This window comes from Noviherbaspirillum sp. (assembly GCF_035654295.1).
GTDB lineage: Bacteria > Pseudomonadota > Gammaproteobacteria > Burkholderiales > Burkholderiaceae_D > Noviherbaspirillum.
Map to the genome: position 1 here is coordinate 1 of NZ_DASRXF010000220.1, position 18,125 is coordinate 18,125.

At 64.1% G+C, this 18,125-nt stretch carries 16 protein-coding genes; 9 read left to right on the forward strand and 7 right to left on the reverse strand.

The annotated features are described in order from the left end of the window. The 5 genes from VFF99_RS20495 to VFF99_RS20515 form a co-directional block, all read left to right on the forward strand. A partial coding sequence (locus VFF99_RS20495; RefSeq protein WP_325020781.1) for a GMC family oxidoreductase occupies positions 1-535 on the forward strand: 535 nt, incomplete at its 5' end. A 111-nt stretch (positions 536-646) separates the two neighbouring features. Next, on the forward strand, positions 647-1,675 hold the full coding sequence (gene galE, locus VFF99_RS20500; protein WP_325020782.1) for a UDP-glucose 4-epimerase GalE: 1,029 nt from the start codon (positions 647-649) through the stop codon (positions 1,673-1,675). A gap of 2 nt (positions 1,676-1,677) precedes the next feature. Beyond that, positions 1,678-2,532 carry a glycoside hydrolase family 16 protein gene (locus VFF99_RS20505; RefSeq protein ID WP_325020783.1) on the forward strand — a complete coding sequence of 285 codons (855 nt, stop codon included), beginning with the start codon at positions 1,678-1,680 and terminating at the stop codon, positions 2,530-2,532. 704 nt (positions 2,533-3,236) lie between these two features. After that, positions 3,237-4,499, forward strand: a complete 1,263-nt coding sequence (locus VFF99_RS20510) for a phospholipase D-like domain-containing protein (protein WP_325020784.1) — start codon at positions 3,237-3,239, stop codon at positions 4,497-4,499. A 204-nt stretch (positions 4,500-4,703) separates the two neighbouring features. Continuing rightward, on the forward strand, positions 4,704-5,840 hold the full coding sequence (locus VFF99_RS20515; RefSeq protein ID WP_325020785.1) for a hypothetical protein: 1,137 nt from the start codon (positions 4,704-4,706) through the stop codon (positions 5,838-5,840). 19 nt (positions 5,841-5,859) lie between these two features. Here VFF99_RS20515 and VFF99_RS20520 read toward each other — a convergent pair whose 3' ends face one another. Then, complete coding sequence (locus VFF99_RS20520; protein WP_325020786.1) at positions 5,860-6,147, reverse strand: DUF504 domain-containing protein; 288 nt, start codon at positions 6,145-6,147, stop codon at positions 5,860-5,862. Positions 6,148-6,385: 238 nt separating this feature from the next. Here VFF99_RS20520 and VFF99_RS20525 point away from each other — a divergent pair, with 238 nt between their 5' ends. From VFF99_RS20525 to VFF99_RS20540, 4 genes are all read left to right on the forward strand, one after another. Beyond that, positions 6,386-7,327, forward strand: a complete 942-nt coding sequence (locus VFF99_RS20525; protein ID WP_325020787.1) for a glycoside hydrolase family 16 protein — start codon at positions 6,386-6,388, stop codon at positions 7,325-7,327. Between the two features lie 265 nt (positions 7,328-7,592). Further along, a complete protein-coding gene (locus tag VFF99_RS20530; RefSeq protein WP_325020788.1) occupies positions 7,593-8,861 on the forward strand; it encodes a glycoside hydrolase family 16 protein in 1,269 nt (422 codons plus the stop codon). A gap of 383 nt (positions 8,862-9,244) precedes the next feature. After that, positions 9,245-10,234, forward strand: a complete 990-nt coding sequence (locus VFF99_RS20535) for a glycosyltransferase (protein ID WP_325020789.1) — start codon at positions 9,245-9,247, stop codon at positions 10,232-10,234. Positions 10,235-10,256: 22 nt separating this feature from the next. After that, the gene (locus tag VFF99_RS20540) at positions 10,257-11,051 is read left to right on the forward strand and encodes a polysaccharide deacetylase family protein (RefSeq protein WP_325020790.1); all 795 of its coding nucleotides are present in this window, start codon (positions 10,257-10,259) and stop codon (positions 11,049-11,051) included. 194 nt (positions 11,052-11,245) lie between these two features. On the opposite strand, the gene VFF99_RS20545 is transcribed toward VFF99_RS20540, so the two are convergent. From VFF99_RS20545 to VFF99_RS20570, 6 genes are all read right to left on the reverse strand, one after another. Continuing rightward, a complete protein-coding gene (locus VFF99_RS20545) occupies positions 11,246-13,240 on the reverse strand; it encodes an acyltransferase family protein (RefSeq protein WP_325020791.1) in 1,995 nt (664 codons plus the stop codon). Then, positions 13,237-14,004, reverse strand: coding sequence for a WecB/TagA/CpsF family glycosyltransferase (locus tag VFF99_RS20550; protein WP_325020792.1), 768 nt, complete (start codon positions 14,002-14,004; stop codon positions 13,237-13,239). Before VFF99_RS20550 ends, VFF99_RS20545 begins: the two co-directional genes overlap by 4 nt. Next, positions 13,994-15,163, reverse strand: a complete 1,170-nt coding sequence (locus tag VFF99_RS20555) for a glycosyltransferase (protein WP_325020793.1) — start codon at positions 15,161-15,163, stop codon at positions 13,994-13,996. The genes VFF99_RS20550 and VFF99_RS20555 overlap by 11 nt, the downstream gene beginning before the upstream one ends. Before the next feature lie 198 nt (positions 15,164-15,361). Then, positions 15,362-16,264 (reverse strand): glycosyltransferase family A protein, encoded by a 903-nt coding sequence (locus VFF99_RS20560; protein WP_325020794.1) that lies wholly within the window; start codon positions 16,262-16,264, stop codon positions 15,362-15,364. Beyond that, a complete protein-coding gene (locus VFF99_RS20565) occupies positions 16,261-17,022 on the reverse strand; it encodes a glycosyltransferase family 2 protein (RefSeq protein WP_325020795.1) in 762 nt (253 codons plus the stop codon). Before VFF99_RS20565 ends, VFF99_RS20560 begins: the two co-directional genes overlap by 4 nt. Before the next feature lie 21 nt (positions 17,023-17,043). Then, the coding region (locus VFF99_RS20570) for a glycosyltransferase family 4 protein (RefSeq protein ID WP_325020796.1) at positions 17,044-18,125 on the reverse strand (1,082 nt) is incomplete at its 5' end.

The following is an 18,125-nucleotide window of genomic DNA, read 5'->3' on the forward strand; positions in this document are numbered from 1 at the left end:
CCTGGGTTACGGCTATACGCGCCTGTTCCAGCCGCGCTGGCTGATCAAGGGCGTCAAGTTCCAGCTCATCGTGGAACCGGAACCGGATCCGAACAGCCGCGTCATGCTGTCGCCTTCGCAGAAGGACCAGCTCGGCATGAACCGCGTGCGCGTCGACTGGCGTCTGACCTCGAAGGTCAAGCGCACCTTCGACCGTACCCTGGCGCTGCTGGCCGAGGACATGCGCAAGAGCGGGGTCGCCCAGGTGGAGCTCGATGCCCCGCTGGAAGGGCGCAAGTGGCCGTCCGACCTGGAAGGGACCTGGCATCACATGGGCACCACGCGCATGCATGATTCTCCGAAGTACGGCGTCGTCGACCGCAACTGCCGCGTGCATGGCATGTCCAACCTGTTCGTTGCCGGCAGTTCAGTCTTTCCGACCGCCGGCGCGAATTTCCCGACCATCACGCTCGCCGCACTCGCATTCCGCTTGTCCGAGCACCTCGTCAGGGAAATACGCAACTCCAGCACCCCTTTGGCGATGGAAGCTGCATGACGGCTGCCTGACGGACACGTCAAGGCGGACCCTTCAACGGGCGGCGGCAATGTCCGCCGCCCGGGGCGTCGCGCACGCCGCGCGCCGTACCCAGACCGATACCGGAGCACCATGACCAGTCCCAAAACCATCCTCGTGACCGGCGCAGCCGGTTATATCGGCTCGCATACCTGCGTCGAACTGCTGGAAGCCGGCTGGGCCGTCGTGGCCCTCGACAACCTGAGCAACAGTTCTGTCGAATCCCTGGCGCGCGTCGAGCGCATTACCGGGCATGTGATCCCTTTCTATGAAGCCGATGTGCGCGACAGGACGGCGCTGGACGCCATCCTCAAGACCCACCGCATCGACGCCGCCATCCATTTCGCCGGCCTCAAGGCGGTGGGCGAGTCCGTCGCACAACCGCTGCGCTACGTCGAGAACAATGTTGGCGGCTCGGTGACGCTGTTGCAGGCGCTGGGCGATGCGGGCATCAAGAAATTCCTGTTCAGTTCTTCCGCCACGGTGTACGGCGATCCCGAGACGGTGCCGATCCAGGAGTCGGCCCGGCTGTCGACCACCAATCCCTACGGCCGCTCCAAGCTGATGGTGGAGCAGGTACTGGAAGACCTCGGCCGCTCCGACCCGGAATGGGCGATCGGCGCGCTGCGCTATTTCAATCCGGCCGGCGCCCATCCCAGCGGCCTCATCGGCGAAGACCCGCGCGGCATTCCCAACAACCTGATGCCGTTCATCGCACAGGTGGCGGTGGGCCGGCGCGAACGCCTCTCGGTCTTCGGCAACGATTACCCGACGCCCGACGGCACCGGCGTGCGCGACTACATCCATGTGGTCGACCTCGCGCGCGGGCACCTCGCCGCGCTGGCCGAACTGTTCCGTTCCGAACGCAGCTTCACGCTCAACCTCGGCACCGGCCGCGGCTACAGCGTGCTGGAGATGGTGCGCGCCTTCGAGGAGGCGAGCGGCCGCGAGATCCCTTACCGCATTACCGAGCGCAGGCCGGGCGACATCGCCGTGTGCTATGCCGACCCTTCGCAAGCCTGGCATGTCCTCGACTGGCGCGCACGCAAGGGCCTGGCTGAAATGTGCGCCGACCACTGGCGCTGGCAAAGCATGAACCCCAACGGCTTCGCGCCTTCCTGAGCATGCGGCGCACGGTACAACTCATCCTCGCATCCACGCTCGCCGTGACCGGCATCGCCGCCTGCGGCGAAGAACCGGCCTTCGATCCGCAGAAGGTGGCGGCGCTGGCCGCGAAATCGAAACGCGGTGACGGCGCGGCAGCCAGGGTTCCGTACGGGCAGAAGGCAGCCGAATACGTGCTGACCTTCGCCGAAGAGTTCGACAGCTTCAATCCCGCGCTCTGGAACGACCACATCTGGTACGAAAAACCCAACCCGACGAAGAACTTCACGGTGGAGAAGGGCGTGCTGAAGATCTGGCCGCAGCGCGACGCCACCGGCAAATTCTTCAACCGTACGCTCGACACCGACGGCAGGTTCGAGCAGAAGTACGGCTATTTCGAAATGGAAGCGAAGCTTCCTCGGGGGAAGGGCACATGGCCGGCCTTCTGGCTGTTCGCACATCCCGGCAACCGCCGGCCCGAGATCGACATCATGGAAGCCTATCCCGGCGGTGTCGAACCCTGGGGTTACACGGACGATGCCGGTGTCTCGCGTCCCACTGCCTACGGCGCCACGGTCTGGCTCGATGAAGGCGTGTCTGCGGGGACGCGGCAGTACGATGCCGGCAAGGACCTCTCCGCGAAGTTCCACAAATATGCGGCCAAGTGGGAGCCGGGCAGGGTCACCTTCTACCTCGACGGCAAGCAGACCCACATGGTCGAGGCCAACATGACCGACCCGATGTACATCATCGTCGACCTCTGGTTCGGCAGCTCCAGCGGCGAGCCGGACGACAGCACGCCGACAGGGAAGGGCAATTCTTTCGAAATCAATTACATCCGCGCCTGGCAGTTCAAGAATCGTGCGCTGGAATAGCCGTTTGCATGCCTTTCCGTGAACGGAGAAGTGCGGCCCTAAAAGTTTCTGGCTCCGGTGTAACGACTGATCGCATGCGGCTGGAAGCGGCAGCATCTCCCTCTTTCCTTACCCCGTCATCCCGGCGCAGGCCGGGATCCAGCGGCGGTGAGGGTGCGAAGAAAGACACTGGATCCCGGCCTTCGCCGGGATGACGGGGAGAGGATGGAGCACGATTGAAGGTAGCCGCCCGCATTCGCATGTAGTAGGGCGGCCTAGACTGATTGCGTGCGGCTGGAAGCGGCGGCATTTCCCACTATCCTTACCCCGTCATCCCGGCGAAGGCCGGGATCCAGCGGCGTTGAGGGTGCGAAGAAAGACACTGGATCCCGGCCTGCGCCGGGATGACGGGGAGAGGATGGAGCGCGATTGAAGGTGGCTGCCCGCATTCGCATGTAGTAGGACTGCCTTGACTGATCGCATGCGGCTGGAAGCGGCGGCATTTCCCACTTTCCTTACCCCGTCATCCCGGCGAGGGCCGGGATTCAGCGGCGTTGAGGGTGCGAAGAAAGACACTGGATCCCGGCCTGCGCCGGGATGACGGGGAGAGGATGGAGCGCAATTGAAGGTGGCCGCCCGCTTTCGAATGTAGCAGGGCTGCCTTGACTGCTTTTCAGCAGCCACCCCCCATTGCCCCCTCCCTATACTTTTCCTTTTCAGGGGGCATGCGGATGATCTATCTCGTGTTGTCACTGGCCGGCATCGTGGTCTTGCTCGCATTGAGCATCTGGTCGATCCGCCGCCATCGCAACCCCAAACTGAACATCGACTGCAACACTCCGATCGAGGAACTCATACCTTCGCTGGCGGGCCTGACGCATGGCGTGGCCCAGCAGGGAAACGCCGTGGAGATCCTGGAGAACGCCGGCTTCTTCCGCGTGCTTGTCGACGACATCCGCGCCGCGCAGCACACGGTGCATTTCGAAACCTTTCTCTGGCAGGAGGGCGAGCTTGGCAAGCGGATCGCCGATGCCCTGTCGGAAGCGGCGCGCGCCGGCAGGACAGTGCGCGTCCTGCTCGATGCCGTGGGCGCGAGAAAAGTGGGCCGCAGCGTGCGCAGGCAGATGAAGGAGGCGGGATGCACGGTCGAATTCTTCCACCGCAAGGGCATCCACAACATCGGTGTGCTCAACGACCGGGACCACCGCAAGCTCGCCATCATCGACGGAGGCATTGCCTTCGTCGGCGGCCACTGCGTCAAGGACGAGTGGCTCGGCAGTCCCGACGACGGCAAGCATTACGGGGACATCAGCGTCCGGCTGCGCGGTCCCATCGTCGGCAGTATCCAGACGGCGTTCGCGGAAAACTGGATTGCCGAGACAGGCATGCTGTTCCTCGGCGAGACAGTGTTCCCGCCCCTGGCGCCGGCGGGCGATGTGCTGATCCACGCGGCTTTCGTCAAGCCGGAAGGCTCGGCGCCCGCGGTGAAGATCCTGCATCATGCGGCCATCTGCCTGGCCCGCAGGAAGATCTGGATCCAGAATCCGTATTTCATCCCCGAGCCGGAGACCATCGATGCGTTCGGCGAGGCGGTGCGCCGCGGCGTCGATGTCAGGGTCATCGTGCCGTCTACCCGCGCATCCGACAATCCCCTCGTGCAGCATGCCAGCCACCGCAATTTCGAAAAGCTGCTGGAAAACGGCGTGCGCCTGTTCGAGTATCCCGACACGCTGCTGCACCAGAAGGTCATGACGATCGACGGCGTGTGGAGCGCGCTCGGATCGAGCAACTTCGACGACCGCTCGTTCGAGACGAACGATGAGATCACGCTCGGCATCTGCGACGCCGCAACGACGCAGCAGCTCGATGCCATCTTCGAACGCTATGCGGGCAAGTGCACGGAAGTCAGGCTGGAGCAGTGGCGCAGGCGCAGCCCCTTGCACAAGCTTGTCGACCACGCCTGCTACCTGTTGAACGAAGTGCTGTGAGTGCTTCTCGGGATTCTTGCATCCGGCCAAGCCGGCGACGCATTGACGCATGTCGGCATTTGGTCGCATCGGCCCGGCATCTTTGACTGGTCACAAAGCGATGGCTCGATGCAGCGGGCACGATCAATCCCGAGTCCCTGCTCCTCGTCGAGGAACACCTGTTCCCGGCGGGAATGCGTACCTGTCACCTTGAGGATGATCTCCATGTTGCAGAAAAAGAGAATGATCTCGCTGATCGCCGCATCGGCACTGGTCGCCGCCTGCGGCGGTGGCGACGGCACGACGACCGCCTCCGGCACGTCGACCGCGGACACGAATCCGACCCCGGCACCGACGACGCCGCCCGCCACGACCGCACCCGCACCCACCCCGGCCCCCGCCGGCAGCGGAACCGGTACGCCCGGAGCCACGCCGACCACGCCGGCACCAACGCCGGCACCGGCACCAGCGCCGGCACCCGCCGCCGACCAGCGCTTCAACGGCTACATGCAGCTGGTGTCGAACCAGATCCTGTACCTGCGCACCAACCGCATCCTCTACCTGCCGGTGACGCTCAGCACCTTTGAAGGGCCGACCGGCATTGTCGACATTGCTTCCGGCAGCCCCGTGGCGAATTACCCGAACCTGGCTGCGGAAGCGGCGGCCTCGGGCTGCACCATTGCGATCGATGGCACCTGCGCCATCCAGCCGCCCGCCGTTGCGCCGGCCGCGCCGATCGCCGCCTTCGGCATCCGTATCGGCACCCATGTTCTGCCGACCGTGCCCGGGCAGGCTGTCGGCAGCCAGACCGTGGTCAGCCGCATCGCATTCGACCTGACCGAGCGCACGGGTTCGGCCGGTGTTGCCGCCGGCGCAGTTCCCGAAATCATGCGCTTCGTCATCGACAACGTGGAAATGACGACTGGCGCGGATGGCAGGGTGACGGGCGTGCGAATGAGGGAGGGCGCGCAGATCCATGTCTACGGACGCAACGCTGCAGGCGTTGAAGTGCGCGAGAGCATCCCGGCGCCGGCGGGCACGGTGAGCCTGAAACCGTTGACGGAGGTGCCGGACGGCTATGGCGACACGAGCAGCACGATCTTGTTCATGGACCTTGAAACCGGCTTCTCGCGCGCTGGAACCGCGCTGGCTGCGCTGCAATCCATCGCCGGCCATTTCGACATGCATGTGACGCTGTCGGCAGTGGAGAAGATCGAGCGTCCCGCAGCCGTGGCGGCGCCGGGATTCCCGGCGGTGCCGCTGAAAGACCTCATCGGCCGTCCCATCACCGTCAATGCGCAGACGCCGGTGACCGGCGGCGGCATCAGCGGCAGCGCCTGGATCCGCATGTATCCGATGTAGCGCGGCCGCAGCGAGGCGGTCAGCGGGAGCGGTGTCTGGCCGCTCCCGCATTTTTCGCATCGCGTTTCCAGATCAGTTCCCCGTTGCGCCAGACTTCCCGCACCCGATGAAAGGGCACCATGCAGGTGCCGCGTTCATCCATCTCGACATCGAATGAAAAATGCTCGCCCCGCGCCAAGTGCACGCGGCGGAAGGGCACAAGGATGATCTTTCCTTCAACCCGATCGTAGTAGCCGATCATGAATGCCGCATTGCCAAAAGCGGTATCCCACTGTATCCGGTGAAGCAGGTCCTGGATCGGAATCATGAATATCAGATAAGGATGGCCGCGCCGCGGTTCTCATCACGCCTTTCCATTCCTGCATTGCCTCTTCTGCACGTCTGATGCACGAACGCCAACGAAAGTGTTGCCGCTTGCATCACGGAACGAAAAAACTCTCCTGAATTTCGGTGATTTCCGGAACCAATTTCCGGTGGGTAAGCTCCTAAAAGCGCTTGCCATGAAGAATGTTGGCTAGCACCAATACGAATAAGGAGAAACCATTTTGTTTAAACTCGCATTCCACCGCTTCGCCATTTCCGCCTTGTGTTGCGCCTCCGCGACAGTCCTCATCGCCTGCGGCGGCGGGGGCGGCGCAAGCGACCCCGCAGCAAACACTGCAACCACCGCAGCGCCGGCCGCAACCGCCAGCACGCAGAGCGGCAGCAGCGCCAGCCCGGCAACCCCCATTCCTGAGACTACTGAAACTGCCAAGCCGGCACCGGCACCGGCGCCCGCGGCCGACAAGACGCCCTTCGGCCAGGATGCCGCGCAGTACAAGCTGAGCTTCTCCGAAGAGTTCGACCGCTTCGACAGCAGCCTTTGGAATGACGCCATGTGGTACGAGACGTCCAACGCGACCAAGAACTACGCGGTCGAGGACGGCAAGCTCAAGATCTGGCCGCAGCGCGATGCGTCCGGCAACTTCTTCAACCGCACCCTCGACACCGACGGCAAGTATTACCAGACCTATGGCTACTTCGAGATCGAAGCCAAGCTGCCGGTCGGCAAGGGCACCTGGCCCGCGTTCTGGCTGTTCAACCACATCGGCGACCGCCGTCCGGAAATGGATGTGATGGAAGCGTATGCCGGCGGCGCCGCACCGTGGGGCGTGAACAAGAACGGCGTGGCGCACCCGACCGCCTATGCACCGACCGTATGGAAGGGCGACCGTGAAGGCCAGCTGGTGGGCACGCGCCAGTACGACACCGGCGTGGACCTGTCCGAAGGCTTCCACAAGTACGCGGTGAAGTGGGAACCGAACAAGCAGACCTACTACTTCGACGGCAAGGAAGTGCTGGTGCTCAACACCACCTTCAGCGACCCGATGTACCTGATGCTGGACCTGTGGTTCGGCAGCGCGTCGGGCACGCCGGACGACTCGACGCCGCAGGGCAAGCAGAACTCGTTCGAGGTGAATTACGTGCGTGCTTGGCAGTTCAAGTAATGCTGCTTTCGTGATGTAAAAGGCCGGCTTTCATGCCGGCCTTTTTTGTTTGGGCGAAGGCCGGGATCCAGTGTCTTTTTGTTTGCCCATTTCAACGCAGACATTGCGATTTTGCGTATTCCAAATTCCCACGGTTTGCAGGTACTTACAAAAACTATTTCCATCTGATGTAGTTTTTTTGCGGAACCATTTCTGAGGGGCAATGCTCTGATGAAAGCTTGCCGATGAGAATGATCGGCCCAACTTTCTGAAAGGGGACTACCTCATGCAAACATTGTCTATCCAACGCTTCTCGACATCCGCACTGACCTGTGCAGCCGCTGCTGTTCTGCTTGCCGCTTGTGGCGGCGGTGGCGGCGGAACCGATACCGGTGCAGGCGTCACCACCGCAGCAGGCGTAGAAGCGTCGGCACAAGGCAACGGCACGACGGTAGTCACCGGCGGCACCGGTTCCACTGCATCTCCGTCGACAGGCGGCACTGCAACTCCTGTTACTCCTACGCCCGGCACCTCCACGCCCGGCACCGGCACGCCGAGCACCGGCACGCCGAGCACCGGCACGCCCAGCACCGGCACGCCCACCCAGGCACCGGCGTCTGCATGGTCGCAATGCGCGACCGAGAACAGCACCTGTACGTTCGACGGCACGAAGGAAGTGCGTTACGGCTTTGGCGACAAGTGGGCGACCCGTACCGCCACCGGTTCCATCGCCTGCAACAACAGTGTGTTCGGCGACCCGGCCTTCGGACTCCAGAAGGTGTGTCAAGTCTCCGGCACAGCACCGGCGCAACAGCCCTCGACGCCCGCGGTGGAACAGCCGAGCAGCGGCGCCAAGCCGACGCCTTTCGGCCAGAATGCAGCGGCCTACGAGCTGACCTTCGCCGATGAATTCAACAGCTTCAACACCAGCGTCTGGAACGACCACATCTGGTACGAGACCTCCAATCCGACGAAGAACTACACCGTTGAAGACGGCAAGCTGAAGATCTGGCCGCAGCGCGATGCATCCGGCAGGTTCTTCAACCGCACCATCGATACCGACGGCAAGTATTACCAGACCTACGGCTACTTCGAGATCGAAGCCAAGCTGCCGGTGGGCAAGGGCACGTGGCCCGCATTCTGGCTGTTCAACCACATCGGCGACCGCCGTCCGGAAATGGACGTGATGGAAGCCTACGCAGGCGGCGCCGCACCGTGGGGCTTCAACGACTCCAACGGCATCGCCCACCCGCAGGCTTATGCACCGACCGTCTGGAAGGGCCCGAACGAACTGGTCGGCACCCGCCAGTACGACACCGGCATGGACCTGTCGGCCGGCTTCCACAAGTACGCAGTGAAGTGGGAACCGAACAAGCAGACCTACTACTTCGACGGCAAGGAAGTGCTGGTGCTCAACACCACCTTCAGCGACCCGATGTACCTGATGCTGGACCTGTGGTACGGCTCCGCATCCGGCACCCCGGATAACTCGACCCCGCAAGGCAAGTCGAACTCCTTCGAGGTCAACTACATCCGCGCATGGCGCTTCAAGTAATCGCGCTCTGACGCGACAGGAAAAGGCCGGCTTTCAAGCCGGCTTTTTTCATTCTCACGCGGGCGGCAACGAAAACATGACACGCGTCAGCAAGCGCCTGTTTCACCGCCTATACACTTCCCGTAAAGCGATCGCCACGCGCGATATTTCTTGCACCGGATTATTGTCCTGGAGATTGTTTGATCGTACTCCGGGCCTTTTCTGATGTATCTCATCTTTCGACAGGCTGTTCCCCATAAGATTAGCCCATGACAAGACTCGCAATCGTCACGAATGAACCGCCGCCGTATCGCATTCCCGTTTTTCAGAGAATAGGGCAAACGCCCGGAATCAAATTGCAGGTCATTTTCTGCGCGCGCCGTGAGCCGAACAGGAAATGGGACTTGCCGCCGTTCGAGTTTGACCACTGTTTCCTGCGCGAACGCATATCCACCGTCAAGGGCCGCTACATCCACAACAATCCGGATGTGATCCTGGCGCTCAAGCGTTTCGCTCCGGACGTGATCGTGAACGACGGCTTGAATCCGACGCAGATGTACGCGTTCGCCTATGCCTGGTTCAAAGGCGTGCCGCACATCCCGCTGACCGACGGCACCTATCAATCGGAACTGCGGCTGAGCCGGGTGCACAAGCTGGTGCGCCGCATGGTGTACGCGCGCTCGGCGGCGTTCCTGTCGGCCAGCATCGGCGGCCAGGAACTGTTCGAGAGCTACGGTGTGCCGGCGGAGCGTTGCTTCAAGTCCTATCTCTGCACGGACAACGATGCCTACCAGGGCGTGCCGGAGCCGGCGGGAGAGAAGTTCGACTTCATCTTTTCCGGGCGCATGGTGCCGGAAAAGGGACCGATGTTCGCGCTGGAAGTGGCGCAGGCGACAGCCCGCAGGCTGGGCCGCCGGACGCGCATCCTGTTTGCGGGATCGGGCAGCGAGGAAGCGCAGGTCAAGGCAGCGGCGGCGCAGATGTCCGCATCGGTGGATGCGCACTTCCACGGCTTTGCCATGCAGAGGGAATTGCCCATGCTGTACCGGTCGGCGCGCATCTTCCTGTTTCCTACCCATGCCGACGTATGGGGCGTGGTGGCCAATGAAGCGTGCGCGTCGGGCCTGCCGGTGATCGTGACGCCGCACGCGGGTGTTGCCGGCGAACTGGTGATCGATGGCGAGAACGGCCATGTCTGCGCGCTGGAAGCGGAGCTGTGGGCGGAACATGCCGCGGCGCTGCTGTCGCGTCCGGACAAGTGGGAAAGGTACTCGCAGCGCAGCCTTGCGCTGGTGAAGAAGTACTCCTTCGATAACGCGGCGCAAGGGGTGGTGGACGCCTGCCGCTTCGCGCTCGCATCCGGCGAGCGGGGAAAGATCCGCGAGGCAGCGTAAGCGAGGAACAAGAGTGGAGCGAATGATGAGCCCTGTATTCACGTGCTCGATTGACGACGGCCATCCGTCGGACATGAAGACTGCCGAACTGTTGCACAAGCACGGGCTCAACGGCACCTTCTTCATCCCCATCCGCAATTGCGAAGGCGATGCGGTGCTGGACGATGCGAGCATCCGCGAGCTTGGCCGCCGCTTCGAGGTCGGCTCGCACACCTACGACCATCGCTACCTGAAGAAGGTCGACATCTGGCAGGCCTACCACCAGATCGCCGACGGCAAGAAACAGTTGGAAGACCTGCTGGGGGCGCCGGTCAACGGATTCTGCTATCCCGGCGGGCGCTACAGCCGGCGCGACGTCGACCTGGTGAAAGCCTGCGGCTTCGGTTACGCGCGCACGACGATGAACCTGTGCTTCGACTCCGGCAGGCGTCCGTATGAAATGCCGACCACGCTGCAGTTCTATCCGCACGACCGCGCCGTTTATTTCCGCAACTTCGCCGGTTCCGGAAACTGGCACAAGCGCATCGACGGGCTGCGTCTGGCCGTCGCGCACGAGAACTGGATCAAGCGGCTGTATGCAATGTTCGATCACGCCTGCCGGCACGGTGGGACCTTCCACCTCTGGGGCCATTCCAAGCAGATCGACGAGCTCAATGCCTGGCATGACCTCGACGCCTTCTTTCGCCACGTCGCCAGCCGGGTACCACTGCCGGACCGATTGAACAACGAACAGCTCGCCGCGCGCACGCTGTGGACGCCTGGCCAGTTCTCGCCGCGCAGCTACGAGCAGGCGATCAGCAGTTCCGACGCGCGCTAGCCAATCATCCGGACGGCAGGGGGGGGGGCACCAGTGAAACCCATCATGCGCCCGGCCGACTGCGATCCTGCCGGGTTTCGCTGCGCTCTACCCAGCCTACGATTCTTTACGCATCAAGGATAGAGGATGGTAGGGTGGGTAGAGCGCCAGCGAAACCCGCCATGCGTCCCGCCTGCGCTGATTCCTCTTCAACCTCACCTGTTTGCATCGCCACGAAAGGGATTGCCGACCCTGGCAAGGTACCACTCGCCGAGCAGTTGCGCGGCACGCAGGTTGAGGTGGTTGCTGTCCTTGTACAACGCGATGCCGGCGGTGTGGGTGATGCACTCTTCCCGGTCGCACAGGACGCGCTTCGGATCGATGACGATGGCTTGCGGGTGCCGTGCCTGCATGCGTTCCACGATGGCGTCGTACCTCGCCTGGCTGGCCGCTGCCGTGGCTGCGGGAATGTGGCAGTTCGTCCGGGCATCCACCCAGCCGCGCGCGCGGTGCAGGATGCAGCGCGACAGGTCGGGCTCGTGGAACGGCACGTCCTTGAAGATGACCGGCCTTGCTCCGGCCGCGACGATGGCATCGACCGCACGCGTCAGTTCCTGTTCCAGCGGGCGCCCGGGCTCCGAAGCCCAGAAGCCGGCCAGCACAACATAATCGAAATGGCTTGCCAGCCGCAGCAGGCCGGCATTGCGCTGCTGGCAGGAATCGCTGCCGCCCAGTTCATTGGGAAGGCACCCGCCCTGCACGTGGTAGACGCCTTTCAGCTCCGCATCCCGCGCGAGCTGCTCGAGGAAAGGCTTCATGTGGTGGGCGTGGGAATCGCCCATCAGCAGCAGCCTCGCCTTGTCCGCGCCGGCGGCACCGAATGCGCAATGCGCCGCCAGATATTCGAGCGTGACCGGCTCGACGTCCTCGGCCCGCACCGAACAGGAGCGTGCGAGGTCGCGCTCGTAGGAGTAGCTGGAAATCAGCTCGCGCAGTTCGCCGGAAAAGCGCTGCGGCATTCCTTCGGTCGCATAGGAGACAAGCCCGACACCGATGAACAGCGATGCCGGCGCGGCATACAGGCGCAGGAAAGTGCTCCGGAAGCCGAGGGCGGGATCGCGCCGGGATGGGCGCTCGATGAACTTCCAGGTCAGGCCGGCGAGCAGGAGCGCGAGCGCGAGTGCGGCCAGGCAGACGGGAAGCGTCATGGCGACATGGCGATACTTCAGGAAAGCGAAGATCGGCCAGTGCCAGAGGTACAGCGAGTAAGAGACCAGCCCGAGCGCGACCAGCGGCCGCATGCGTAGCGCTGCCGAGACGCGGTTGTCCGCCGCGCAGCCGTAGATGAGCAGTGCGGCGCCGAGGCACGGGAAGAGCGAGTTGAGGCCCGGGAAGGGCATGTCCTTGTGGATGAGCACGAAGGCGCCGAGGACGAGGCACAGGCCGAGCAGGGCGAGGCTGGAGGAGAGGCGGCCGGGCGCCGGGGCAAAGCGCCGCAGGGCAAGGTAGGTCAGTGCGCCGGCGATCAGCTCGTGCGCGCGCGACGTGATCAGGAAATACGCGCTCAGCTCGCCCGTCTTCATTTCGGAGAGCATGGCAAGGCCGGCGCCAGCCAGCGCCAGCACGAGGGCGAGCCGCCGGGGCCAGGCGCGATACAGCGCGACCAGCGCCAGCGGATACAGGAAGTAGAACTGCTCTTCCACCGATAGCGACCAGGTATGCAGCAGCGGAAATTCTTCCATCCGCTGCCCGAAATATCCCCAGCTCATCATCGAAAAGAAAACATTCGATACGAAGGCCCAGGAGGCGGCCAGCGAGCTCGTATAGAAGAGGAAGTCGTTGGGGATCAGCAGCCAGGACGAAAGCGCAAGCGTTGCCAGGGATACCGCGATATAGGCCGGAAAGATGCGCTTGATGCGCCGGGCATAGAAGTCGGTGAAGCGGAAGCTGCCGTCTTCCAGCCCTTCCAGGATCAGCCCGGTCAGAAGATAGCCGGAGATGACGAAAAAGACGTCGACGCCGGCAAAGCCGCCCGGCACGAGCTGTGCGTCAGCATGGAAGGCGACCACGCCGAGCACCGCGATCGCGCGCAGGCCGTCGATGTCCTTGCGGTAGCGCTCCGGTCCCCGGCGCGGGACGAGACTGAGCGCGGGCGTGTACCGCGGGCGGGGCGGTGACGCTTCGCCGCCGGTCGCCCGCTCCGAGCTCATGCCTGACCGAGCGCGAGCTTGGCGGTGACGAACTGCCGGATGAAACCCACCACGAAGAGGGTGTTGGTCACCGTGTAGCGCCGGAACAGGCGGCGCGGCTCCGAGCCGAGGCGGTAGAGCCATTCCAGGCCATTGCGCTGCCACCAGAGCGGCGCGCGCTTGATCACTCCCGCGTGGTAGTCGAAGGCGGCCCCCACGCCGATCATGACGGCCCGGACGCGGCCGCGATGGTCGGCCATCCATTTTTCCTGCTTCGGGCATCCCAGGCCGACGAACACCACGTTGGCGCCGGAGGCGTTGATCATCTCGACGATCCGCTCATCCTCTTCCCGTGACAGCGCACGGAACGGCGGAGAATGGGTGCCGGCGATGCGCAGGGCGGGGAAACGTTCGTTCAGCGCGGTCACCAGGCGTGCCAGCGTCGATTCCGTGCTGCCGTAGAAAAAGACCGACTGGCCGAGGCGTTCGGCCTGCTCCAGGTATTTCATCATCAGGTCGGGGCCGTTGATCCGTTCCTGAGCCGGATGCCCGAGGCGGCGCAAAGCCCAGGCGATCGGGGCGCCGTCCGGTGTCGCCATGTCGGCGTTGTTCACCGCGATCTTGAACTCGACGTCGCTAGTCGTGGTGACGACGGAATGCGCGTTGCAGATGCAGACGTAGCGCGACTCGCGCGCCGCGCCCCATTGCGTGATCTGCCCGAGCGCCTCCTCCCAGGTCACGGCGTCGATGAAGGCTTCGAGTACGGCCTCGCCTTTACGCGGCATGAGGTTCTCTGTGCAGGGTAGCGATTGCGTCTTCATAGATGTCCATCAGCATTTCATAGTTGCGTTCGGGGGTGTATTCCGCTTCGTATTCGGCCCGCGCGGCCTGGCCCATGCCGACCATCTGCTGGGGATGGGCTTCGGCCCACGCGATCTTGGCAGCCAGGTCGGCGGGGTCGCCCGGTTCGAACAGCAGCCCGGTCACGCCGTCGCGTACGAGGTCGGCGAGTGAACCGAGGCGGCTGGCGATCACCGGCAGCCCGCAGGAGAAGGCTTCGACGATGGTGCGCGGCGAATTCTCGTAACAGATGCTCGGCAGGACCATGTATTGCGCCCGGCCCATGCGCGCCATGATTTCGGCGAGCGGGCGGTAGCCGAGGAAGCGCTCGCCGAAGGTCTCGCGCGCAAGCGGCTCCATCGGGCCGCCGCCGATCAGTTCGACGTTCGCGGCGCCGCCCGCGCGCGCGGCCGCCAGCAGTACATCCAGTCCCTTTTCCGACGACAGCCGGCCGACGTAGAGGCCGCCGCGTCGCCCGGTCCAGGACGGCTCCGTGTCGGAGGCAACGAAATTGGGCTTGATGCGCATGCGATCGGCGGGCAAGCCGCCTTCGATGTACTTGTTGCGCGCAAAGCGGTTGAGCGCGATGTAGCGCGTGACGCGGTTGCGGTAGGTACCCAGCATGCGGTGTGTTGCCAGCATGGTGGTGACGACCGCCGACTGCATGGCCGAGTCGCGATAGCACTTGCGGGTGACCGAACGCCAGGGCAGCTTGCCGATGCAGTCTTCGCAGATCTTGCCGTCGCGCAGGAAGATGGCCTGCGGGCACAGCAGGCGGAAGTTGTGCAGCGTCTGCACCACCGGCACGTGCAGCGCGTCGGCCGCCCAGTAGAGCGAGGGCGAAATCAGCGGGAAGGTGTTGTGGACATGGATCACGTCGGGGTGGAAGCGCTCGCACAACTCTTCCACCTCGCTCGCCGATTCCTGCGACCAGATGGCGGAGACGGCGGCCTTGGTGCGCGACATGCGGTTGAGCGCATCGTTATGCTGGCGATACACCCTGACCTCGTGGCCGTAGCGGCGCAGGAGCTCGACTTCCGCTTCGACCACGGCATCTTCTCCGCCGCGGTGCTGGTAGGCATTGTGGACAACCAGGATTTTCATGACGATTCCCATCTTCTTGCGGCCGGACCGGACGTCCCGGCATCGCGTTCGCCCGACGTCCCGCGATGACGTCGGGAACCGGACGATGCATCAGGAATTGTGAATGCTGGGCGTGGCGCCATTCCGTCCTAGATCAAACCTCAGGAAGGTCGGTGGTGCAGTTTTGTAACAATTGTTATCGCCCCGCGCCACCTGCGCTCACATTTCCTCGGCGGTCGCTGCCGCGGTAGTCTTGGCGGGCGTTCCGGCGTGTCTGCGGCGCCACGCGATGAAACCATCGAGGCGGCCGCGCAGCGTCGCATAGCCCAGCGCAAGTTCGTCGCCAAAGGAGCCTTTGAGCAGCGGACGCAGCATCGGCGCGGCCAATCCGCGCAGGATGACCCAGCCCGGCAGGCGGTGCTTGGCGTAGAGCGCGCCCGTGCCGCGCGCCCGGTGGCGGACGGCCGCGCGGGTGGCGGGATCGGCGCGCGGTTTGTCGGGGTTCACCGCGTGATGGACTTCGCCCAGCGGTTCATACGTGATGCGCGCGCCTGAACGCAAGGCGCGCAATGCGAGATCGGTTTCCTCGCCGGCGCCGAACCATTGGCCGACGCCGAGCCGGCCGTCGAAGCCGCCGATCTGCTTGAACAGGTCGCGGTGGCAAAACAGCGTGATCGAGCTGACCGGAATGTCGCGGAAGGCACGCGAGCGTTCCCAGGAGAGGTCGGCGGGCGCGGCCGGTTGCTCATCCTGTTCGACCCAACGCACGATGACGCCGTTGGGCTTGTCAGTGCGGGAAAAGCGTGCAACGACCCGTTCCAGCAGGCGCGGCGCATACCAGCAATCGTCGTCCGGAAAGCCTATCCATTTTCCGCGTGCCGCCTCGATGCCGGCATTGCGTGCATTGGCGAGGTTGGGCGGGCTGTGCTTCAGGTGGCGGACGGTGATGCCGAGGTAGCGTGCCCGGTCCAGGTGCGGCAGCAGCCGGTCGTCACTGTTCTGGTCCACCACCACCACTTCGAAGCGGGCAAAGGTCTGCGCCGCCAGCGAATCGAACAAACGTCCGAGTTCGTCGGTGCGGCCGACGGTGGCCAGGATGAGCGAGACATCGGGTTTCCTCATGCGTGTCCTTTCGCATGGGTCACACGGCGGCGGCGTACGAAGTAGCGGGCGTAATGGCCAAGGCGCTCGATCGGATTGCTGCCGGCATAGGACAGCCTGACGCGGAAGTCTTCGGCCATTGCCGCCAGGCGCGTGCGGGAGGAGCTCGACAGGCTGCCCTCGTGCTCGCGGAAGGCGGTAAGCGGTTCGTCCAGCTGGACCGGCTCGCCCATCTTTGCCAGCTTGAGCCAGAGGTCGTAGTCCATCGCGTACTTGAGCCCGGTGTCGAAGCCGCCGGCCTTCTGCATCAGCTCGCGCCGGACGAAGGTCGCCGGGTGCGGAATGTAATTCCCGCGCAGCAGGCTGGCGTAGCTGAAACGGGGCGCCACGTAATTGTCCGGATGCAGCTTGCCGTCGATGAGTGTCATGGTGCGGCCGAACAGCCAGCCGCGTCCGCTGGTTTCAAGATGGCGCGCGATGCGCGACAGCACGTCGGGGTACAGGTAGTAATCGTCGGAATGCAGGTAGGCGATGATGTCGCCGCTGGCGGCGCGCAAGCCTTCGTTCATCGCGCGGCTGACGCCGCCGCGCACGTTCTCCAGCAGCGTGTACGGACGCGGCAGCGCGCGGATCTGTTCCAGCGTGCCGTCGGTGGAGCCGCCGTCGACGAAGATGTATTCGATGCCGGGATGGTCCTGGGCAAGGACGGACGCGACCGATTCCGGCAGGTAGGCCGCGCTGTTCCAGGTGCAGGTGATGACGGAAATCGTAAGTGCCATGTTTGATACCTGTTTTGATTCCTAAAGGTTGCTGCCCGGAGGCGAGCGGTAAATCTCGAGAAGCTGCTGTGCCGCGCGGCTGGCGCAGCCCAGCCCCTCGGAGGCGAAACCGAAGCGTGTCTGCGGGTCGAAACCGATGAGGTCGGCGACCAGCGAATCCATGTCGTCGTGCAGGCGCAGCTGGCCCGGCGCCGCGGCGTAGACGTCGAGTTCCGGGGTGCCGCCGCGCTTCAGCGCAAACGTCGGCTTGCCGAGGAACAGGCCTTCGAGCACGGTGGTGGCGCAGGGCTCTTCCCACACGGAAGGTACGACGATCGCGCTGGCCACCGATGCCAGTTTCAATGTCTTGTCCGGATCGCACCAGCCGAGGAATTCGATCTGGTCGCAGGCGAACTGCTCTCGCATCGCCTTTTCATCCGGCCCGTCGCCGGCGATGGTGACGTGCATGTCCGGCGGCAGGCGCGGCGCAAGCGCCTTCAGGAACTGGGCCACGCCCTTGGCCGGATAGAGCTTGGCGGCGATGAAGACATGGAAGCCCTTGCGCGCCGGCAGCAGCGCGGCGGCATGGCGTACCTTTTCGAGCGCCGAACGGTCGACGAAATTGTGCACGGTCTTGCCCCACGGGCCGGGCCCGGCGCAGCGGGCGAAGTTGCGGGCCAGCAGGTCGGAGACGAAGACCGTCTTGTGCGCACGGAAGCTTTCGGCGACTTCACGGCGGAAGCGCACCACGGCCCATGTCGACACCGCGCGCTGGAGCGCATTGGGCGAGGCGTTGATGCACTTTGCGCATTCCGCCGGATCCACCGAGGTGCAGACTTCCCCGTCGCGGAAGCGCGTGTGACGGAAGCAGTCGCCGCCCTGGTCGTGGCGCGTCTGCACGAAATTGATGTCGCGCGGCAGGTAGCGTGCGACATTCGGAATATGCCCGTGGTAATGAATCACGTCGTAGTTCGGCGCGTGCCGCATGATGATGCGGGCGAAATGTTTGGCGATGGAAGGCCGCTTCGGCGGCATGAACATGCCGAAGCTGATTTCCTTCCAGCCCGCGTGGTGCCCGTTCAGCTCGCCGATGAAGCGCCCGCCGAATTTCCCTTCCTCGCCGC

What these genes read in the sequence shown, in the direction of transcription:
- galE (WP_325020782.1), top strand. Translation starts at nt 647, where the DNA reads ATGACCAGTCCCAAAACCATCCTCGTGACCGGCGCAGCCGGTTATATC.
- VFF99_RS20505 (WP_325020783.1), top strand. Translation starts at nt 1,678, where the DNA reads ATGCGGCGCACGGTACAACTCATCCTCGCATCCACGCTCGCCGTGACC.
- VFF99_RS20510 (WP_325020784.1), top strand. Translation starts at nt 3,237, where the DNA reads ATGCGGATGATCTATCTCGTGTTGTCACTGGCCGGCATCGTGGTCTTG.
- VFF99_RS20515 (WP_325020785.1), top strand. Translation starts at nt 4,704, where the DNA reads ATGTTGCAGAAAAAGAGAATGATCTCGCTGATCGCCGCATCGGCACTG.
- VFF99_RS20520 (WP_325020786.1), bottom strand. Translation starts at nt 6,147, where the DNA reads ATGATTCCGATCCAGGACCTGCTTCACCGGATACAGTGGGATACCGCT.
- VFF99_RS20530 (WP_325020788.1), top strand. Translation starts at nt 7,593, where the DNA reads ATGCAAACATTGTCTATCCAACGCTTCTCGACATCCGCACTGACCTGT.
- VFF99_RS20540 (WP_325020790.1), top strand. Translation starts at nt 10,257, where the DNA reads ATGATGAGCCCTGTATTCACGTGCTCGATTGACGACGGCCATCCGTCG.
- VFF99_RS20545 (WP_325020791.1), bottom strand. Translation starts at nt 13,240, where the DNA reads ATGAGCTCGGAGCGGGCGACCGGCGGCGAAGCGTCACCGCCCCGCCCG.
- VFF99_RS20550 (WP_325020792.1), bottom strand. Translation starts at nt 14,004, where the DNA reads ATGCCGCGTAAAGGCGAGGCCGTACTCGAAGCCTTCATCGACGCCGTG.
- VFF99_RS20555 (WP_325020793.1), bottom strand. Translation starts at nt 15,163, where the DNA reads ATGAAAATCCTGGTTGTCCACAATGCCTACCAGCACCGCGGCGGAGAA.
- VFF99_RS20560 (WP_325020794.1), bottom strand. Translation starts at nt 16,264, where the DNA reads ATGAGGAAACCCGATGTCTCGCTCATCCTGGCCACCGTCGGCCGCACC.
- VFF99_RS20565 (WP_325020795.1), bottom strand. Translation starts at nt 17,022, where the DNA reads ATGGCACTTACGATTTCCGTCATCACCTGCACCTGGAACAGCGCGGCC.